Source organism: Oceanicella actignis, from assembly GCF_008124525.1.
Taxonomy (GTDB): domain Bacteria; phylum Pseudomonadota; class Alphaproteobacteria; order Rhodobacterales; family Rhodobacteraceae; genus Oceanicella; species Oceanicella actignis.
In genome coordinates, this window is sequence record NZ_VNHJ01000003.1 from 47257 (window position 1) to 62949 (window position 15693).

The 15693-nt window shown below is 73.6% G+C and carries 15 protein-coding genes and 1 tRNA gene; 6 read left to right on the plus strand and 10 right to left on the minus strand.

Features of this window, described 5'->3' with window-relative positions:
* Nucleotide 1: 1 nt before the first annotated feature.
* The 3 genes from ntrC to dusB are packed head-to-tail and all read right to left on the minus strand — an operon-like array spanning nt 2 to nt 3587.
* Nucleotides 2-1477, minus strand: coding sequence for a nitrogen regulation protein NR(I) (ntrC, locus tag LY05_RS05480; protein ID WP_148922410.1), 1476 nt, complete (start codon nt 1475-1477; stop codon nt 2-4).
* On the minus strand, nt 1474-2586 hold the full coding sequence (locus tag LY05_RS05485) for a two-component system sensor histidine kinase NtrB (RefSeq protein ID WP_148922411.1): 1113 nt from the start codon (nt 2584-2586) through the stop codon (nt 1474-1476). Before LY05_RS05485 ends, ntrC begins: the two co-directional genes overlap by 4 nt.
* Entirely contained in the window at nt 2583-3587 is a 1005-nt protein-coding gene (dusB, locus tag LY05_RS05490; protein ID WP_148922412.1) for a tRNA dihydrouridine synthase DusB, read from the minus strand. Before dusB ends, LY05_RS05485 begins: the two co-directional genes overlap by 4 nt.
* A 107-nt stretch (nt 3588-3694) precedes the next feature.
* On the opposite strand from dusB, the gene LY05_RS05495 reads away from it, so the two are divergent.
* The 4 genes from LY05_RS05495 (at nt 3695) to LY05_RS05510 (ending at nt 7226) form a co-directional block, all read left to right on the plus strand.
* Nucleotides 3695-4894 (plus strand): bifunctional 2-C-methyl-D-erythritol 4-phosphate cytidylyltransferase/2-C-methyl-D-erythritol 2,4-cyclodiphosphate synthase, encoded by a 1200-nt coding sequence (locus tag LY05_RS05495; protein WP_148922413.1) that lies wholly within the window; start codon nt 3695-3697, stop codon nt 4892-4894.
* Nucleotides 4891-5397, plus strand: a complete 507-nt coding sequence (locus LY05_RS05500) for a phosphatidylglycerophosphatase A family protein (RefSeq protein ID WP_072745776.1) — start codon at nt 4891-4893, stop codon at nt 5395-5397. The genes LY05_RS05495 and LY05_RS05500 overlap by 4 nt, the downstream gene beginning before the upstream one ends.
* Nucleotides 5394-5885 (plus strand): CinA family protein, encoded by a 492-nt coding sequence (locus tag LY05_RS05505; protein ID WP_148922414.1) that lies wholly within the window; start codon nt 5394-5396, stop codon nt 5883-5885. The genes LY05_RS05500 and LY05_RS05505 overlap by 4 nt, the downstream gene beginning before the upstream one ends.
* 177 nt (nt 5886-6062) lie before the next feature.
* Nucleotides 6063-7226, plus strand: a complete 1164-nt coding sequence (locus LY05_RS05510) for an ammonium transporter (RefSeq protein WP_072745778.1) — start codon at nt 6063-6065, stop codon at nt 7224-7226.
* A gap of 17 nt (nt 7227-7243) precedes the next feature.
* On the opposite strand, the gene radC is transcribed toward LY05_RS05510, so the two are convergent.
* From radC to sfsA, 3 genes are all read right to left on the minus strand, one after another.
* Nucleotides 7244-8119, minus strand: a complete 876-nt coding sequence (gene radC / locus LY05_RS05515) for a RadC family protein (RefSeq protein ID WP_083581062.1) — start codon at nt 8117-8119, stop codon at nt 7244-7246.
* A gap of 75 nt (nt 8120-8194) precedes the next feature.
* Complete coding sequence (gene map, locus LY05_RS05520; RefSeq protein ID WP_249041867.1) at nt 8195-9049, minus strand: type I methionyl aminopeptidase; 855 nt, start codon at nt 9047-9049, stop codon at nt 8195-8197.
* On the minus strand, nt 9046-9792 hold the full coding sequence (sfsA, locus tag LY05_RS05525) for a DNA/RNA nuclease SfsA (RefSeq protein WP_148922415.1): 747 nt from the start codon (nt 9790-9792) through the stop codon (nt 9046-9048). Before sfsA ends, map begins: the two co-directional genes overlap by 4 nt.
* A gap of 207 nt (nt 9793-9999) precedes the next feature.
* Between sfsA and LY05_RS05530 the strand changes: the two genes are divergently transcribed.
* Together LY05_RS05530 and LY05_RS05535 are read left to right on the plus strand one after the other, a co-directional pair.
* Nucleotides 10000-10740 (plus strand): competence/damage-inducible protein A, encoded by a 741-nt coding sequence (locus tag LY05_RS05530; RefSeq protein ID WP_249041879.1) that lies wholly within the window; start codon nt 10000-10002, stop codon nt 10738-10740.
* A 130-nt stretch (nt 10741-10870) separates the two neighbouring features.
* Nucleotides 10871-10955: transfer RNA gene (locus LY05_RS05535), tRNA-Leu, on the plus strand.
* Nucleotides 10956-11349: 394 nt separating this feature from the next.
* Here the strand turns inward: LY05_RS05535 and LY05_RS05540 are convergent.
* From LY05_RS05540 to LY05_RS05555, 4 genes are all read right to left on the minus strand, one after another.
* Nucleotides 11350-12663, minus strand: coding sequence for a TRAP transporter large permease (locus tag LY05_RS05540; RefSeq protein WP_072745780.1), 1314 nt, complete (start codon nt 12661-12663; stop codon nt 11350-11352).
* Nucleotides 12660-13190, minus strand: a complete 531-nt coding sequence (locus tag LY05_RS05545) for a TRAP transporter small permease (protein ID WP_072745781.1) — start codon at nt 13188-13190, stop codon at nt 12660-12662. The genes LY05_RS05540 and LY05_RS05545 overlap by 4 nt, the downstream gene beginning before the upstream one ends.
* 81 nt (nt 13191-13271) lie before the next feature.
* On the minus strand, nt 13272-14240 hold the full coding sequence (locus LY05_RS05550) for a TRAP transporter substrate-binding protein (protein WP_148922417.1): 969 nt from the start codon (nt 14238-14240) through the stop codon (nt 13272-13274).
* A gap of 106 nt (nt 14241-14346) precedes the next feature.
* Entirely contained in the window at nt 14347-15621 is a 1275-nt protein-coding gene (locus tag LY05_RS05555) for an NAD(P)/FAD-dependent oxidoreductase (protein WP_148922418.1), read from the minus strand.
* Between the last annotated feature and the right edge of the window lie 72 nt (nt 15622-15693).

The following is a 15693-nucleotide window of genomic DNA, read 5'->3' on the forward strand; positions in this document are numbered from 1 at the left end:
GTTACATCAGTTTCTTGCCGCGCGCGACCTCGATGTCAAGCTCGCGGATCTTCTTGCGCAGCGTGTTGCGGTTGATTCCCAGCACCTGCGCGGCCTTGATCTGGTTGCCGCGCGTCGCCGCAAGGGTCAGCGCGATCAGCGGCAGCTCGACCTCGCGCATGACCATGTCGTAAAGCCCCTGCGGCGGCAGCGCGTCGCCATGGCGGCGGAAATAGGCGCGCAGATGCTGCTCGACGGCCGCGCCCAGCGACGCCCCCGCCCCGGCCAGGGCGCCCCCCGCGCCGCCCGCCGCGCCGCCCGCCGCCGCGGGCGGGCGCGCGGCCAGCTCGCGGCGCACGGTCTCGGCGTCGATGACGTCGTCGGCGCTGAGCGCGGCGAGGCGCTTCATCAGGTTCTCGAGCTCGCGCACATTGCCCGGCCAGGGCTGGCGCTTGAGCAGATCCAGCGCCTCGGCCGAGATGCTCTTGCGCGGCAGCCCCTCCTCCTCGGCCCGGCGCAGGAAGGCGCGCGCCAGATCGGGCACGTCGTCGAGGCGCTCGCGCAGCGGCGGCAGGCGCACGGGCACGACGTTGAGCCGGTAGAACAGGTCCTCGCGGAAGGCGCCCTGGGCGATGAGCGCCCGCAGGTCCTGATGGGTGGCGGCGATGATGCGCGCATCGGCGCGGATCGGCGCGCGCCCGCCGACGCGCATGAACTCGCCCTCCTGCAGCACGCGCAGAAGGCGGGTCTGGGCCTCGGGGGGCATGTCGCCGATCTCGTCGAGGAACAGCGTGCCGCCCGCCGCCTGCTCGAAGCGGCCCTCGCGGCGCTCATGCGCGCCGGTGAAGGCGCCGCGCTCGTGGCCGAACAGCTCGCTCTCGATCAGCTCGCGGGGGATGGCGGCCATGTTCACCGCCACGAAGGGCCCGCGCCGGCGGCGGCCGAAATCGTGCAGCACGCGCGCGACCAGCTCCTTGCCCACGCCCGATTCGCCCTCGATCATCACCGTCAGGTCGGTGTTCATCAGCCGCGCCAGCACGCGATACACCTCCTGCATCGCGGGCGAGCGGCCGATGATGGGCAGGCGCTCGTCCTCGGCGGCGGGGGCGGCGGCCTCGGGGCGGGCGGGGCGCGCCGCGCCCTCGAGCGCGCGCCGCACCAGCGCGATCATCTCGCGCAGATCGAAGGGCTTGGGCAGGTAGTCATACGCCCCCGCCTCGGCGGCGCGGATGGCGGTCATGATGGTGTTGTGCGCGCTCATGACGATCACGGGCAGATCGGCGCGGCGCTTGCGGATCGCGGGCAGCATGTCCAGCGCGTCGCCGTCGGGCATCGAGACGTCCGAGATGACGACGTCGCCCTCGCCCTCTTCGATCCAGCGCCAGAGCGTGCCCGCCGAGGCCGTCGCGCGCACCCGGAACCCGGCCCGCGTCAGCGCCTGGCCGACCACCGTGCGGATCGAGCGGTCGTCGTCGGCGACGAGCACCACCGCGCTCATGCGTCGTCCTCCTGCGGGGCCTCGTCCCGCCCCGAGTCGCGCCAGATGGGCAGCAGCACGCGAAAGACCGTGCGGCCGGGCTCGGATTCGCACTCGACCGCGCCGCCAAGATCGGCCACGATCTTGGCCACCAGCGCCAGCCCCAGCCCCGCCCCCGCGCTCTTGGTGGTGACGAAGGGCTCGAAGATGTCGGCGCGGATGCTTTCGGGCACGCCGGGGCCGTTGTCGATGACCGCGATCTCGAGGGGCAGGCTCTCGCGCCGGCCCGAGGGCAGCGACAGGCGCAGGCCCGGCCGGTAGCTGGTGCGCACCGCCACCGCGCCGCCGACCCTGGGCGCCGCCTCGGCCGCGTTCTTGAGCAGGTTCAGAAACACCTGCATCAGCTGGTCGGGATCGGCCGCCGCCGGCGGCAGCGAGGGGTCGTATTCGGCGCTCAAGCGCAGATGCGACGCGAAGCCCGCCTGCGCGGACAGGCGCGCGCGGTCGAGCACGTCGTGGATGTTGACGGGCCGGCGCTCGACCGGGCGGCTGTCGCCGAAGCGATCCACGCGGCCGATCAGCTTGACGATGCGCTCGGCCTCGTCGCGGATCAGGCGCGTGAGCTCGCGCTCTTCCTCGCCAAGGTTCATTTCCAGCAGCTGCGCCGCGCCCGAGATGCCCGCGAGGGGGTTCTTGATCTCGTGCGCCAGCATCGCCGCCATGCCCGAGATCGTGCGCGCCGCCGAGCGGTGCGACATGCTGCGGTCCATCTTGCGCGCCAGCGACTGCGGCTGGATCAGAAGCAGCGCGTCGCCCGCGCCCTCGGCCACCGGGGCGGCGTGAATGTCGGCGCGGCAGGGCGGGCGCTCGGGCATGAGCAGCTCCATGTCGTATTCCGCCACCGTGGCCGCGCCGCGCCTGAGCTGCGCCAGCAGATCCAGCACGCGGCTGGCGGGGCCGAACAGGTCGGCCAGCGCGCGCCCGCGCAGCGAACGCGCGCTCAGCCCCAGAAAGGCCTCGGCGGCGCCGTTGACCTCGAGCACCCTGTCCTGCGCATCCAGCGCAAGGGCCGGCGCGGGCAGCGCGTTCCACAGCGCCGCGTGATCGGGTCGGCGGGAAGGGGCGTTCATGCCGCGGCTCCTTCGACGGTCGGGGCGGCGGCGCACAGCGCCGGCAGCTCGGTTTCGATGGCGCGGCGGATGGCCGCGGGATCGGTCATGCGCATCAGCCGCGCGCGCAGCGCCTCGGCGCCGGGGACGTGCTCGAGATGCCACGAGATGTGCTTGCGCGCGCAGCGCACGCCCAGCTCGCGCCCGTAGAAGGACAGCATCTCTTCATGCTGGCGCGCCAGAAGCTCGGCGCGCGCGGCGCCGTCGGGCTCGGGCGGAACCGGGCGCCCGGCCAGCGCCGCGGCGATCTGCGCCGACAGCCAGGGGCGGCCGCGCGCCGCGCGTCCGATCATCACCCCGTCCGCGCCCGAGGCCGCGAGCGCCGAGCGCGCCGTCGCGGCGTCGCGGATGTCGCCGTTGACGATCAGCGGGATCGAGATGGCGCGCCGCACCTCGGCCACGGCGGCCCAGTCGGCGCGCCCCTCGTAGAACTGCTGGCGCGTGCGCCCATGCACCGTGACCATCGCGGCGCCGGCCTCCTGCGCGCCGCGGGCGATGCGCGGCGCGGTGATCGCGCTTTGGTCCCAGCCCAGGCGCATCTTCACCGTCACGGGAACCGAGACCGCGCGCGCCGTCGCCTCGATCAGCCGCAGCGCGTGGTCCGGGTCGCGCATCAGCGCCGAGCCCGACAGCCCCTTCGTCACCTTCTTGGCCGGGCAGCCCAGATTGATGTCGATGATCGGCGCGCCCAGGTCCTCGAGCATGCGGGCGCATTCGGCCATCGCCCCGGCCTCGCGCCCGGCGATCTGCACGGCCGCCGGGCCGATCGCGCCGTCCAGCTCGGCGCGCGCCAACGCCGCGGCGCGGCCGGTCAGCGCCTCGCCGCTGGCGACCATCTCGGACACGGTCAGCCCGACGCCGAAGCGCGCCGCCGCGCGGCGGAACGGCAGGTCGGTGATGCCGGCCATCGGGGCCAGCAGGACCGGATCGCTCAATTCATGGGCGCCTATGCGCAGGCTCATGTGCTTGTTCCTTGTGCAGGCGCTTCTGATTACCCTTGCCGCTTGTGCGCGGCAAGGGCTCGGGCTAACTGCCGGGGTCCGCGCAACTGCAGCCCAGAGGATCCGCCATGACCGTTCACGCCGTCATCCTGGCCGCCGGGCGCGGCACGCGCGCCGGGCCCGGCGCTCCGAAGCAATACCGAGACCTGGGCGGCGCCACGGTGCTGCGCCGCGCCGTCGAGGCGCTGCGCGCCGCGCCGGGGGTGGACGGCGTGCGCGTCGTCATCCATCCCGAGGACCGCGCCGCCTACGAGGCGGCCGTCGCCGGGCTTGACCTGCCGCCGCCCATCCTGGGCGGGGCGACGCGCGCGGCCTCGGCGCTGGCCGCGCTCGAGACCCTGGCCGCAGAGGGCGCCGCGCCCGACGACCTGGTGCTGCTGCACGACGCGGCCCGCCCCTTCCCGTCGCCGCGGCTGATCGCGCAGGTCATCGCGGCGCTGGCGCGTCATCCGGCCGCCTGCCCCGCCCTGCCCATGACCGACACCGTGCGGCGCGCGGCCGAGGGCGGGCTGGCCGGCGCCACGCTGGACCGCGCGGGCCTTGTGCGCGCGCAGACGCCGCAGGGCTTTCGCCTGGGGCCGATCCTGCGCGCGCACCGCGCCGCGCGCGACGCCGGCCGGCATGACGCGGCGACCGACGACGTGGCCCTGGCGCAGGCGGCGGGGCTTGACGTGGCGCTCACGCCCGGCGACGAAGACAACGCCAAGATCACCACCGCGCAGGATCTGCGCCGCGCGCGCGCCCTGGCCGCCGCGCGCCGCGCCGCGCAAGGAGGACGCATGGACATCCGCATCGGCTCGGGCTTCGACGTGCACGCCTTCGGCCCCGGCGACCATGTCACGCTGTGCGGCGTGCGCATACCGCACGAGCGCGGGCTGACGGGCCATTCCGACGCCGATGTGGGCCTGCACGCCATCGCCGACGCCATCTTCGGCGCCCTGGCCGAGGGGGACATCGGCCGCTGGTTCCCGCCATCTGACCCGCAATGGCGCGGCGCGCGCTCCGAGATCTTCCTGGCCAAGGCGGCCGAGCGGGTGCGCGCGCGCGGCGGGCGCGTCGGCAACGTCGACTGCACCCTGATCTGCGAGCGCCCGCGCATCGGCCCGCACGCCGAGGCGATGCGCGCCGAGATCGCCCGCATCCTGGACATCCCGGCCGAGCGCGTCTCGGTCAAGGCGACCACGACCGAAAGGCTGGGCTTCGCCGGCCGCGAGGAAGGCATCGCCGCCCAGGCCAGCGCGCTGATCGTGCTGGAGGGCGAAGCATGAGCGCCCCGGCGCCGAGCGGCGGGCTGGCGACGCTGTGGGGGCTGGGCGCGCGCGTGCCGGCGCCCGGCAGCTGGGGAGCGGCGGCCGCCTTGCCGCTGGGCTGGCTGGCGCATTGGGCGGGGGGCTTCGGCCTGTTCGCCGCGACGCTGGCGGCGGTGACGGCGCTGGGCTGGCGCGCGACGGCGCGGCATCTGGCGCGCACCGGCCGCAAGGACCCGTCCGAGGTCATCGTCGACGAGGTCGCCGGCCAGCTGGTCGCGCTGGCGCCGCTGTCGCTGGGGCTGTGGCTGGCGGGCGCGGCGCCGCATGTCTTTCCCTGGCCCGGCTGGGTCGGCGCCTTCGTGACCTTCCGCTTCTTCGACATCCTCAAGCCCCCGCCCGTCAGCTGGGCCGAGCGCCTGCCCGGCGCGGCGGGCGTGATGGCCGACGATCTGGTCGCGGGGGTTCTGGCCGCGCTTTGCGTGACGCTGGCCGCGGCGCTGGCGCATGGGTGGCTGGCATGAGCGCGCCCGATCTCGGCGCGCTCGCCGCGCGGGCGCTCGCGGCCGCGCAGGCGGCGGGGCTGAGCGTGGCCGCGGCCGAGAGCTGCACCGGCGGCATGGTCTGCGCCGCGCTGACCGAGATCCCCGGCGCCTCGCGCACGCTCGACCGCGGCTTCGTCACCTACTCCAACGCCGCCAAGACCGAGATGCTGGGCGTTCCCGCGGCGCTGATCGCCGCCCATGGCGCGGTCTCCGAGCAGGTCGCCGCGGCGATGGCCGAAGGGGCGCTGACGCATTCGCGCGCCGATCTGGCGGTCGCGATCACGGGCATCGCCGGGCCGGGCGGGTCCGAGTTCAAGCCCGAGGGCCGGGTCTGCTTCGCCCTGGCGCGGCGTGGGGCCCCCACGCGCACCCTGACCGAAGAGTTCGGCCCGCTTGGGCGCGCGCGCGTGCGCGCGGCGGCCGCGGCGCGCGCGCTCGAGCTGCTGGAGGCCGGCGCGCGGGGCTAGTTCGCGCATACATCAGGCGCCCGGATATTGGGCGCCGCGGCGGGCGCATGCCCAAATCATGGGCAATCGCGCGTCAAACCGCCCGCGGCACGCGCGTTGTTCGTTGCATTTCCCCCTGGGCGCCCTTCAGAACGGCCGCCGACGCGCAGTCGCGCGCGCAAAGGAGGGAATGCCACGATGAATGGAGCGGACGCCGCCTGGGTCGCCGTCGCCTCGGCGCTTGTGCTTTTCATGACGCTGCCGGGGCTGGCGCTGTTCTATGGCGGGCTCGTGCGGGCGCGCAACTTCCTGTCCGTGCTGGCGCAGTGCCTGGCCATCGCATGCCTCATGTCGCTGCTCTGGCTGGCGGCGGGCTATTCCATCGCCTTCGGCGACGAAGGCGGGGCGCTGTGGGGCGGGCTGGGCAAGGCCTTCATGCTGGGCGTCGGGCCCGATGCGCTGCGCGGCACGATCCCCGAGATCCTGTTCTTCCTGTTCCAGATGACCTTCGCCATCATCACCCCGGCTCTGATCGTCGGCGCCTGGGTCGAGCGGGCGCGCTTCGGCTTCGTGCTGCTGTTCTCGAGCGCATGGATGCTCCTGTGCTACGCCCCGGTGGCGCACTGGATCTGGGGCGGCGGCTGGCTGGCGCGGATGGGAACGGTCGATTTCGCCGGCGGCATCGTGGTGCATGAGACGGCGGGCCTTGCGGCGCTGGTCCTGGCGGCGATGCTGGGTCCGCGGCGCGACGGCGCGCGCCCGCCCCATGCGCCGGCGATGACCATGATCGGCGGCGCGATGCTGTGGGTGGGCTGGTTCGGCTTCAACGGCGGCTCGCAGCTGGCGGCCGACGGCGGCGCGGCCATGGCGATGACGGTCACGCATCTGTCGGCCTCGGCCGGGGCGCTGAGCTGGGCGGCGTATGAGCGGGTGCGCTACGGCAAGGCCTCGCTCATCGGGCTTGCCACGGGCGCCATTGCGGGGCTGGCCACGATCACGCCGGCGGCGGGCGAGGCCGGGCCGCTCGAGGCCGTGCTGCTGGGCGCCGTCGCGGGCGTTCTGTGCCAGCTTTGCGTGGTGTGGGTGCGCACGGGGCTGCGCATCGACGACTCGCTCGACGTCTTCGCCGTGCACGGGGTGGGCGGCGTCTTCGGCACGATCATGCTGGCGGCGCTCGGCCATGCCGACCCGGCGGCGCAGCTGACGGCGCTGGCCGCGGTGGGCGCCTTCGTGGTCGCGGTCACCTGGGCGCTGGCGCGGCTGTGCGCGCTGATCGTTCCCATGCGCGTGAGCGCCGAGGACGAGACCGAGGGCCTCGACTACGCCTCGCATGGCGAGCGCGCCTACGACATCGTCTCCTGAGCGCGGGGACCGGGCGGTCAGTCGAGAAGCCCCATCTCGTGAAAGCTGGCCACCCGGTCCTTGCCCACGATGACGTGGTCGTGCACGCGCAGCCCCATGGACTCGCAGGCCAGCACGATGCGGTGGGTCATGTCGATGTCCGACTGGCTGGGCGTGGGGTCGCCCGAGGGGTGGTTGTGCACCAGGATCAGCGCCGACGCCTCGAGCGCAAGCGCGCGCTTGACCACCTCGCGCGGGTAGACGGGAACATGATCGACCGTGCCGCGCTGCTGGGCCTCGTCGGCGATGAGCACGTTCTTGCGATCCAGATAGAGCACGCGGAACTGCTCGGTGCGCTCATGCGCCAGGCGCTGGCGCAGATAGGCCACCAGCGCGTCCCATGACGAGATCGCCTCGCGCCCCAGCACCCGCGCCTGGGCCAGGCGGTGGGCGGCGGCCTCGACGATCTTGAGCTCGCGAATCACGGCCTTGCCGGCGCCGCGCACCTCGGCCAGGCGTTCGGGCGGGGCCGAGATGGCGTGGTTGAAGTCGCCGAAGGCGCGGATCAGCCGCTTGGCCAGGGGCTTGACGTCCTGGCGCGGGATGGCGCGGAACAGGATCAGCTCGAGCAGCTCGTAATCGTCCAGCGCATCGGCGCCGCGGCGCATGAAGCGCTCGCGCAGGCGCTCGCGATGGTCGGCATACCAGGGCTCGTCCGGGGCCTTGGCCGCGGCCGGATCGGGGATCGCGGCCGGCGCCGGCGCGGCGCTCGGCGCCCGCGGACCGTCCGCCCCCGCCGTCCGGGCGCGCCGCGCCTCGCCCGGCTGCGCCGCCCCGGCGGCGTCGAACAGGCCTGGCTGCGGCGCCTCGGCGAAGGCGTCAGCGGTCGGGAAGCGGCGGTGCTGCGTCGGCATGGGCGGCGTGCTCCTTGCGGGTCGCGCCGATCTTGGCCGCCGGATGGTTGCCGAAGCGTTAAGCCCGTCGCGGCCTCAGGCCTGCCGCGCCCAGGTCGGGTGGAAGCGGCCGGCGGGCGAGAGGGTGAAGATCTCGCACCCATCCTCGGTCACGCCGATCGAGTGCTCGAACTGCGCCGAAAGCGACTTGTCGCGCGTGACGGCGGTCCACCCGTCGGCCAGGATCTTGGTGTCGGGGCGGCCCAGATTGACCATCGGCTCGATGGTGAAGAACATGCCCGGCTCAAGCCGCGGACCCGCGCCGGGGCGGCCGAAATGCAGAACGTTGGGCGGCTCGTGAAAGGCGCGGCCCAGACCGTGGCCGCAGAAGTCGCGCACCACCGAGCAGCGCTGGGCCTCGACATAGGTCTGGATGGCGTGGCCGATGTCGCCGAAGGTCGCGCCCGGCCGCACGGCGGCGATGCCGCGCATGAGGGCCTCGTGGGTGACGTCGATCAGGCGCTCGGCCTTGCGGCTGGGCGCGCCGGCCACATACATGCGCGAGGTGTCGCCATACCAGCCGTCCACGACCACCGTGACGTCGATGTTCAGGATGTCGCCCTCGCGCAGCTTCTTGGGGCCGGGGATGCCATGGCAGACCACGTGATTGACCGAGATGCACGAGGCGTGCCGGTAGCCGCGATAGCCGATGGTGGCCGAAACGGCGCCGGCCTCGGCGACCATGGCCTCGATGCGCGCGTCCAGCTCTTCGGTCGCGACGCCGGGGGCGACATGCTCGGCGATGCGGTCGAGGATCTCGGCCGCCACGCGGCCGGCGCGGCGCATGCCCTCGAAATCCTCGGGGCGGTAGAGCTTGATCCCTTCGGGGGTGATCGCGGGGCTGGGGGTGTCCATGGCGGCGTCCTCGTCAAGTCGGTCGGTCGGGATCATAGCGCATCGCCCGCGGCGGCGCGATCCGCCCGTTCGGGCGGGGCCTCGGCCAAAGGCAGGGCGGGGCCGAGCGCGACGCCCGCGCGCGAGAGGGCCGCGCGCCGGACCAGGACGCGCACCCCGGCCGCGCGGGCGCGGTCGAAGGCCTCGGCATAGGCCGGATCGATGTCGCGCGCAACGGCGGCGCGCGCGGCGTCGTCGCGCTGCACGAAGAACAGCAGCGCCGCCTCGTCGCCCGCGCGGGCGGCGGCGGCCAGCTCGTCCAGGTGGCGGGCGCCGCGGGCGGTGCGCGCGTCGGGAAACTCGGCCAGATCGCCCCGGCGGCGCAGGCTGACGGTCTTGACCTCGAGCCACAGCGTCGGGCGCCCGGGCGCGGTCAGCGCGAAATCCACGCGCGAGCGCGCGCCCAGCCGGGCCTCGGGGCGAACCTCGCGGCCGGCCAGCTCGGGGATGGCGCCGGCGGCCAGGGCCTCGGCGACCACGCGGTTGGCGATAGAGGTGTCGACGCCCGCAAGGCCCCCGCCGGGCGTCTCGACCAGCTTCCAGCTCCAGCGCAGCTTGCGGCGCGGATCGTCGTTCGGCTCGATCCAGCAGCGCAGGCCGGGGTCGGCCAGCCCCGTCATCGCGCCCGGATTGGCGCAGTGGACGGTGACCTCGCGCCCGTCATCGAGGCGCATGTCGGCCAGAAAGCGCTTGTAGCGGCGCAAGAGGCGCGCGGGCTGCAGGGGGCGATCGAAGTCCATGCGCGCGACCTAGCGCGGCGGGCCGGCGAAGGCAACTTGCGCGCGCGCGGCCCGCGGCCTAAGTGCAACCCGTCGGGCGCCCGTGGCGGACAGGCCCGGCCCCGCGTCAGGAGAAGCCGCATGACCGCAGACCACGCCCCAGAGCATGTCCCCGACCCGGCCGCCGGGGACGGCGCCCCTTCGCCCGCGCGCGTTCCCACGGCCGCCATGATCGTCATCGGCGACGAGATCCTGTCCGGGCGCACGCGCGACAGCAACATGCACCACCTTGCGCGCGAGCTGACGGCCATGGGCGTGGCGCTGCGCGAGGCGCGCGTGGTGCCGGACGAGCGCGCGGCGATCGTCGCGGCGGTCAACGCGCTGCGCGCGGCGCATGACCATGTGTTCACCTCGGGCGGCATCGGCCCGACCCATGACGACGTCACCGCCGACGCCGTGGCCGAGGCCTTCGGCGTGCCGATCGACGTGCGCGAGGACGCGCGCGCGATTCTCGAGGCCTATTACGGCGACTCGGGCGCGCTGAACGCCGCGCGGCTGCGCATGGCGCGCATTCCCGAGGGCGCGGTCCTGATCCCGAACCCGATCAGCCAGGCGCCGGGCTTTCAGATCGGCAACGTCTATGTCATGGCGGGCGTGCCCGACATCTTCGCCGCGATGCTCGAAGAGGTGAAGCCGCGCATCGTCGGCGGCCCGCCCGTCCTGTCCCATGCGCTGCGCGTGCCCCTGGCCGAGGGCGACATCGCCGACGCCCTGGCCGAGGCGGCGCGCGCCCATCCGCAGGTGTCGATCGGCTCGTATCCCTTCTATCGCGGCGGCCTGGGCACGACGCTTGTCGCGCGGGCGCGCGATCGCGCGGCGCTCGAGGCGGCGGTGCGCGACCTGCGCGAGATGTGCGCGCGTCTGGGCGCGGCGCGCATCGAAGAGACGCCGCCGCCCGAAGGGGCCTGACCCGCGCGCCCGAGGGGCCTGACCCGCGCGCCCGAACGCGTTCCCGCCCGCCTGCCCCCGCCCGCCTTCCCCCGCCCGGCCGCGCGGCGCGGCTTGCCGGTGCGGCGGGCGCGGCCTATACCCGCCTCGGGGCCGCTTGCTGGAACCGGTAGACAGACCCGACTTAAAATCGGGCGCCTTCGGGCGTGGGGGTTCGAGTCCCCCAGCGGCCACCAGCCGCTTTTCCCGCTCAGGTTGTATGGAAGCGCACGGATTCGCCCCTCAACGAATCGGGTGACGTTCCGTAAAGCCTCTTGAATGGATAATGAACCTTTTCTTTCAATGACTTGCGCGCGCCTTCCCCGCAATTTTCGGGGGGTGGACGAGCGGCGCGAAAATGTGCAACTTTACTCCCCGTAGCGTAGCGTGAAGCGTTGCAGGAAGCGCATCGTCGATGCACAGCATGGCGAGTGGCAAGCGTTCTGCGTAGTGAACGGCTTCCTGAAGACAGGCCCGGCGTTATTGGGCAGCGTGACCAAGCTAGCGGCCGGCGGGGGTCCCCAAACCCCGCCGGTTCTTGCTTTTGGGCCTATCCGATTCGCCGTGATCGAAACGTGACGCGCCCGCCGCTCAGCCGCCGCGCGCGCGCAACGCCTCGGGCAGCCACAGCGCCAGCTCGGGAAAGGCGGTCAGGATCGCCACCATCGCCACCATGATCGCGAACATCGGCGCCGCGGCGCGGGCGATGTAGCCGATGGGCTTGCCGGTCATGCCTTGCAGCACGAACAGGTTGAAGCCGATGGGCGGCGTGATCTGCGCCATCTCGACCACCACGACGATGAAGATGCCGAACCAGATCAGGTCGATTCCCGCCTGGCGGATCATGGGCTCGACCACGGCCATGGTCAGCACCACCGACGAGATCCCGTCCAGGAACATGCCGATGACGATGTAGAACAGGGTCAGCGCCACGATCAGCTCGACCGGCGTCAGCCCCAGCGAGGCGATCCACTCGGCCAGCCGCCGCGGCAGCCCGGTGAAGCCCATCGACAGGCTCAGAAACGCCGCGCCCATCAGGATCAGCGCGATCATGGCCGAGGTGCGCGCCGCCCCCATCAGGCTTTGCGCGAAGGACTCGCGGCTCAGCGACCCCTGCCCCGCCGCCAGCGCCAGCGCGCCCAGCACGCCGAAGGCCGCGGCCTCGGTGGCGGTGGCGTAGCCCAGATACATCGACCCGATCACCAGCAGCACCAGGCCGATCACCGGCGCCAGATGGCGCGAGTTGCGCAGCTTCTCGGCCAGCGGCATGGGCGGCTCGGGCGCCGGGCGCTGGTCGGGATGCAGAAGGTCCCACGCCGCGACATAGCCCATGAACAGCGCCGCCAGCGTCAGGCCGGGTAGCACGCCGGCCATGAACAGCTGGGTGATGCTCTCGTTCACCGTCACGCCGTAGACGATCAGCGTCAGCGAGGGCGGGATCATCAGCCCCAGCGTCGCCGCTCCGGCGAGCGTGCCCAGCGTCATGCGCTCGGGATAGCCGCGGCGCAGAAGCTCGGGGATCGACATGCGCCCGACGGTGCTGAGCGTGGCCGCCGACGAGCCCGACACCGCGGCGAAGATCGTGCAGCCGACCACGTTGGTGTGCAGAAGCCCGCCCGGCAGCCGCGCCATCCAGGGGCTGAGCCCGCGGAACATGTCCTCGGACAGGCGCGTGCGGTAAAGGATCTCGCCCATCCAGATGAACAGCGGCAGCGCCGTCAGCGTCCAGCTCGATGCGCCGGTCCACACGGTGGTGATCATCGCGTCGCCCGCCGGGCGCGTGGTGAACAGCGCCATGCCCGCCCAGGCCGCGCCCATCAGCGCCAGCCCCACCCACACCCCCGCGCCCAGCAGCCCGAAGAGGGCGAAGAGGAACACCGCCGTCAGCGCCAGATCGCCGCTCATGGCTCAAGCCCCTCGGGCGCGTCGGCGGCGGGGTCGCCCCCGGCCGCGATCCAGATCAGCCGGTCCCACAGCGCCAGCGCCAGCAGGATCGTTCCCGCCGACATGGCCAGCTGCGGGATCCACAGCGGCGTCGCGTCCTGCCCCTGGCTGACGTCGCCCAGCTTCGCGCTCCAGATCGTGGCCTTGACCGCGTAGCGCGCGAAGAAGGTCGCCACGATGGCGCCGATCAGCGTGCAGGCCAGCTCGCCCCAGCGCCGGCGCGGCCCCAGCGCCCCCAGCAGGATCGAGACGCGCACATGCGCCCCGCGCCGCAGCGCATAGGCCAGCGTCAGAAAGGACGAGGCCGCCATGCAATAGCCCGCATAGTCGGTCGCGCCCGGAAAGGTCTGGCCCGTCCAGCGCGCCAGCATCTGCAGCACGATCAGACACAGAATGGCCAGCAGGAACATCGCCCCCAGCGCGCCCGCGGCCAGATAGAGGCCGTCCAGCGCCTTGCGCAGCGCCTTCATCGCATCGCTCCCGATCATTGCCCGGCGGATCGTTCGGGGGCGGCGCCGCCGCGCCCCGCAAGGTGGCGCGCCCGCCGCCGAGGGCGGGCGCGGCGGCCGTCACCTGGCCGCGGCGAAGGCCTCGAGGATCGCCTTGCCGTCGGCGCCGGCGTCCTCGGCCCACTCGGCGGCCATGGTCTTGCCGATCTTCTCGAGATCCGCGGCCAGCTGCGGGCCGGGCGCCTGCACCTTCATGCCGTTCGCGGCCAGCTGCTGCAGATACCAGCCCGACAGCTCGCGCGCGCGGGTGGTGCCGGCGACGCGCGCCATCATCGCCGCCGAGCGCAGGCAGTTGCGGTTGTGCTCGGACAGCCCGTCCCAGGCGTCCTTGTTCACGAAGACCGTGTTGCGCGGCAGCCAGGCCTGGGCGTCGTAGAAGTGGCTCAGATGCTCCCACACCTTGCGGTCATAGCCCGTCGATCCCGACGAGATGAACGCCTCGGCCACGCCCGTGGCCAGCGCCTGGCTCAGCTCGGCCGCCTCGATCTGCACCGGCACCATGCCGGCCAGCTCGGCCAGCCGCGCCGTCGCGGCGTTGTAGGCGCGGAACTTCAGGCCCTTGAGGTCGGCCAGCGACTCGACGGGCTTGTTGACGTAAAGCCCCTGCGGCGGCCACGGCACCGAGTAGAGATAGACCAGGTTCTGCGCCTCGAGCGCGGCCTCGATCCTGGGCAGCGCCACGTCCCACAGCTTGTCCGACGCCTCGAAGCTGGTGGCCAGGAAGGGCACGCTGTCGACGCCGAAGAGGGGGTTCTCGTTCTGATGGGCCGAGAGCAGCCGCTCGCCGATCTGCGCCTGTCCGGTCTGCACGGCGCGCTTGATCTCGTTGCCCTTGAACAGCGAGCCGCCGCCATGGACGGTGATCTTCAGATCGCCCCCCGTGCACAGCCCCACCGCCTGGGCGAAGAGCTTGCCGTTCTGGGTGTGATAGTTGCCGTCGGCATAGGCCATGGGCATGTCCCAGGTCTCGGCCGCGGCCGCCGAGGCCAGAAGCATCGCGCCTCCGGCGGCGAGAAGAATGCGCTTCATCGTCGTCTCCCTGTCGTTGTTCCGGCCTTTTCGGCCCTTGTCGCGAACCGCGCGCCCGCTGGCGGCGCGGCGGGCGCCTCAACGCTCATGGGCGCAGGCGCGCTTGTCAAGACGCGGGGCCGAAGCGCTCGGGCGCCAGCGCGCGCAGATCGGCGTTCGGCGCCCGCCCGGCGGCAAGGTCGGCCGCCATGCGCCCCAGCCGCGGGCCGATGGTCAGCCCCACATGCTGGCCGCCGAAGGCGCAGATGACGCGGGGCGCGCCCGGAACGGGGCCGAGCGCGGGCAGGCTGTCGGCGGTCGAGGGGCGGCGCCCCATCCAGCTGCGCGCCTCGTCCCAGCGCAGCTGCGGATACAGCCGCGCCGCCCCGCGCCGCAGCAGCCGCACGGGCGCGGCCGAGGGGGGCGCGTCGGCGTCGGCCAGCTCGACCACGCCCGCGCAGCGCAGGCCGCCCTCCATGGGCGTGGCGACGAACTTGGCGTCGGCGATCATGTAGGGGATCGGCGGCGCCGGGCGCGCGCCGCGCAGCTCCAGATGGTAGCCGCGCTCGGCGATCATGTTGATCTCGAGCCCCAGCCCGCGCGCCAGCTCGCGCGAGCGCACGCCCGCCGCCAGGATCACCCGGTCGGCGCGCAGCGTGCGCCCGTCTTCCAGCGTCATCGTCCCGTCGCGGGCGATGGCGCGCGCGCGCGCCTTCACATGCGCGCCGCCCTGGCGCAGGAAATGGCGCGCCAGCGCGGCGACGTAGCCGCCGGGCGACGCGATCCAGCCGTGATCCTCGAAGATCGCCGCGAAATCGTAGCGCGGGTTCAGCGCCGGATCGGCCGCGCGCAGCGCCGCGCCGTCGGCCTCGCGCCAGGCGAAGCCCAGCTCGCGGCGCAGGGCGAAGCCCCAGGCGTCCTTCTCGAAGGCGGTGCGCGAGGCGTAGAGATAGGCGTATTCCCCCGTGCGGATGAAGGGCGCGGCGGGCGTGCCCGCGGCCAGCTCCTGGTGCTGGCGCACGCTGTCCTCGGTCAGCATGGCCAGCGCGGCGGCGATGCGGCGGGCCTCGGCCTCGCGCCCGGCGCGCAGGAAGGGACCCAGCCAGGGCATGAGCCGCGGCAGGTCGCGCCAGCGCAGGAAGAGCGGGCTGCCCGGGTCGAGCAGCATGCGCGGCGCGCGCAGCGCCAGCCCCGGCGTCGAGACGGGCACGACCGCGCAGCGCGCCAGGATGCCGCCATTGCCGAACGAGGCCTGCTCGGGATCGCCGGGCTCGACCGGATCGACCAGCGTCGCCCGCCAGCCCTCGCGGCGCAGCCGCTCGGCCGCCGCCACGCCGGTGATGCCCGCCCCGATCACCAGCGCCGAGGGCGCTTCGCCGCCCCCCTTCGCCACTTCGCGCATGTCTTCGCCCTCCTTCGCGCGGCCTTGCGCGCGCCGCGCGCCGCCGGCAGACTGCGGGCAGGTTTCCGCCGC

Coding starts and splice junctions, on each gene's coding strand:
- LY05_RS05500 (WP_072745776.1), top strand. CDS start 4,891: ATGAGCGCCCCGGCGCCGAGCGGCGGGCTGGCGACGCTGTGGGGGCTG.
- LY05_RS05505 (WP_148922414.1), top strand. CDS start 5,394: ATGAGCGCGCCCGATCTCGGCGCGCTCGCCGCGCGGGCGCTCGCGGCC.
- dusB (WP_148922412.1), bottom strand. CDS start 3,587: ATGAGCCTGCGCATAGGCGCCCATGAATTGAGCGATCCGGTCCTGCTG.
- LY05_RS05485 (WP_148922411.1), bottom strand. CDS start 2,586: ATGAACGCCCCTTCCCGCCGACCCGATCACGCGGCGCTGTGGAACGCG.
- LY05_RS05495 (WP_148922413.1), top strand. CDS start 3,695: ATGACCGTTCACGCCGTCATCCTGGCCGCCGGGCGCGGCACGCGCGCC.
- LY05_RS05555 (WP_148922418.1), bottom strand. CDS start 15,621: ATGCGCGAAGTGGCGAAGGGGGGCGGCGAAGCGCCCTCGGCGCTGGTG.
- map (WP_249041867.1), bottom strand. CDS start 9,049: ATGATCCCGACCGACCGACTTGACGAGGACGCCGCCATGGACACCCCC.
- ntrC (WP_148922410.1), bottom strand. CDS start 1,477: ATGAGCGCGGTGGTGCTCGTCGCCGACGACGACCGCTCGATCCGCACG.
- LY05_RS05540 (WP_072745780.1), bottom strand. CDS start 12,663: ATGAGCGGCGATCTGGCGCTGACGGCGGTGTTCCTCTTCGCCCTCTTC.
- sfsA (WP_148922415.1), bottom strand. CDS start 9,792: ATGGACTTCGATCGCCCCCTGCAGCCCGCGCGCCTCTTGCGCCGCTAC.
- LY05_RS05545 (WP_072745781.1), bottom strand. CDS start 13,190: ATGATCGGGAGCGATGCGATGAAGGCGCTGCGCAAGGCGCTGGACGGC.
- LY05_RS05530 (WP_249041879.1), top strand. CDS start 10,000: ATGATCGTCATCGGCGACGAGATCCTGTCCGGGCGCACGCGCGACAGC.
- LY05_RS05550 (WP_148922417.1), bottom strand. CDS start 14,240: ATGAAGCGCATTCTTCTCGCCGCCGGAGGCGCGATGCTTCTGGCCTCG.
- radC (WP_083581062.1), bottom strand. CDS start 8,119: ATGCCGACGCAGCACCGCCGCTTCCCGACCGCTGACGCCTTCGCCGAG.
- LY05_RS05510 (WP_072745778.1), top strand. CDS start 6,063: ATGAATGGAGCGGACGCCGCCTGGGTCGCCGTCGCCTCGGCGCTTGTG.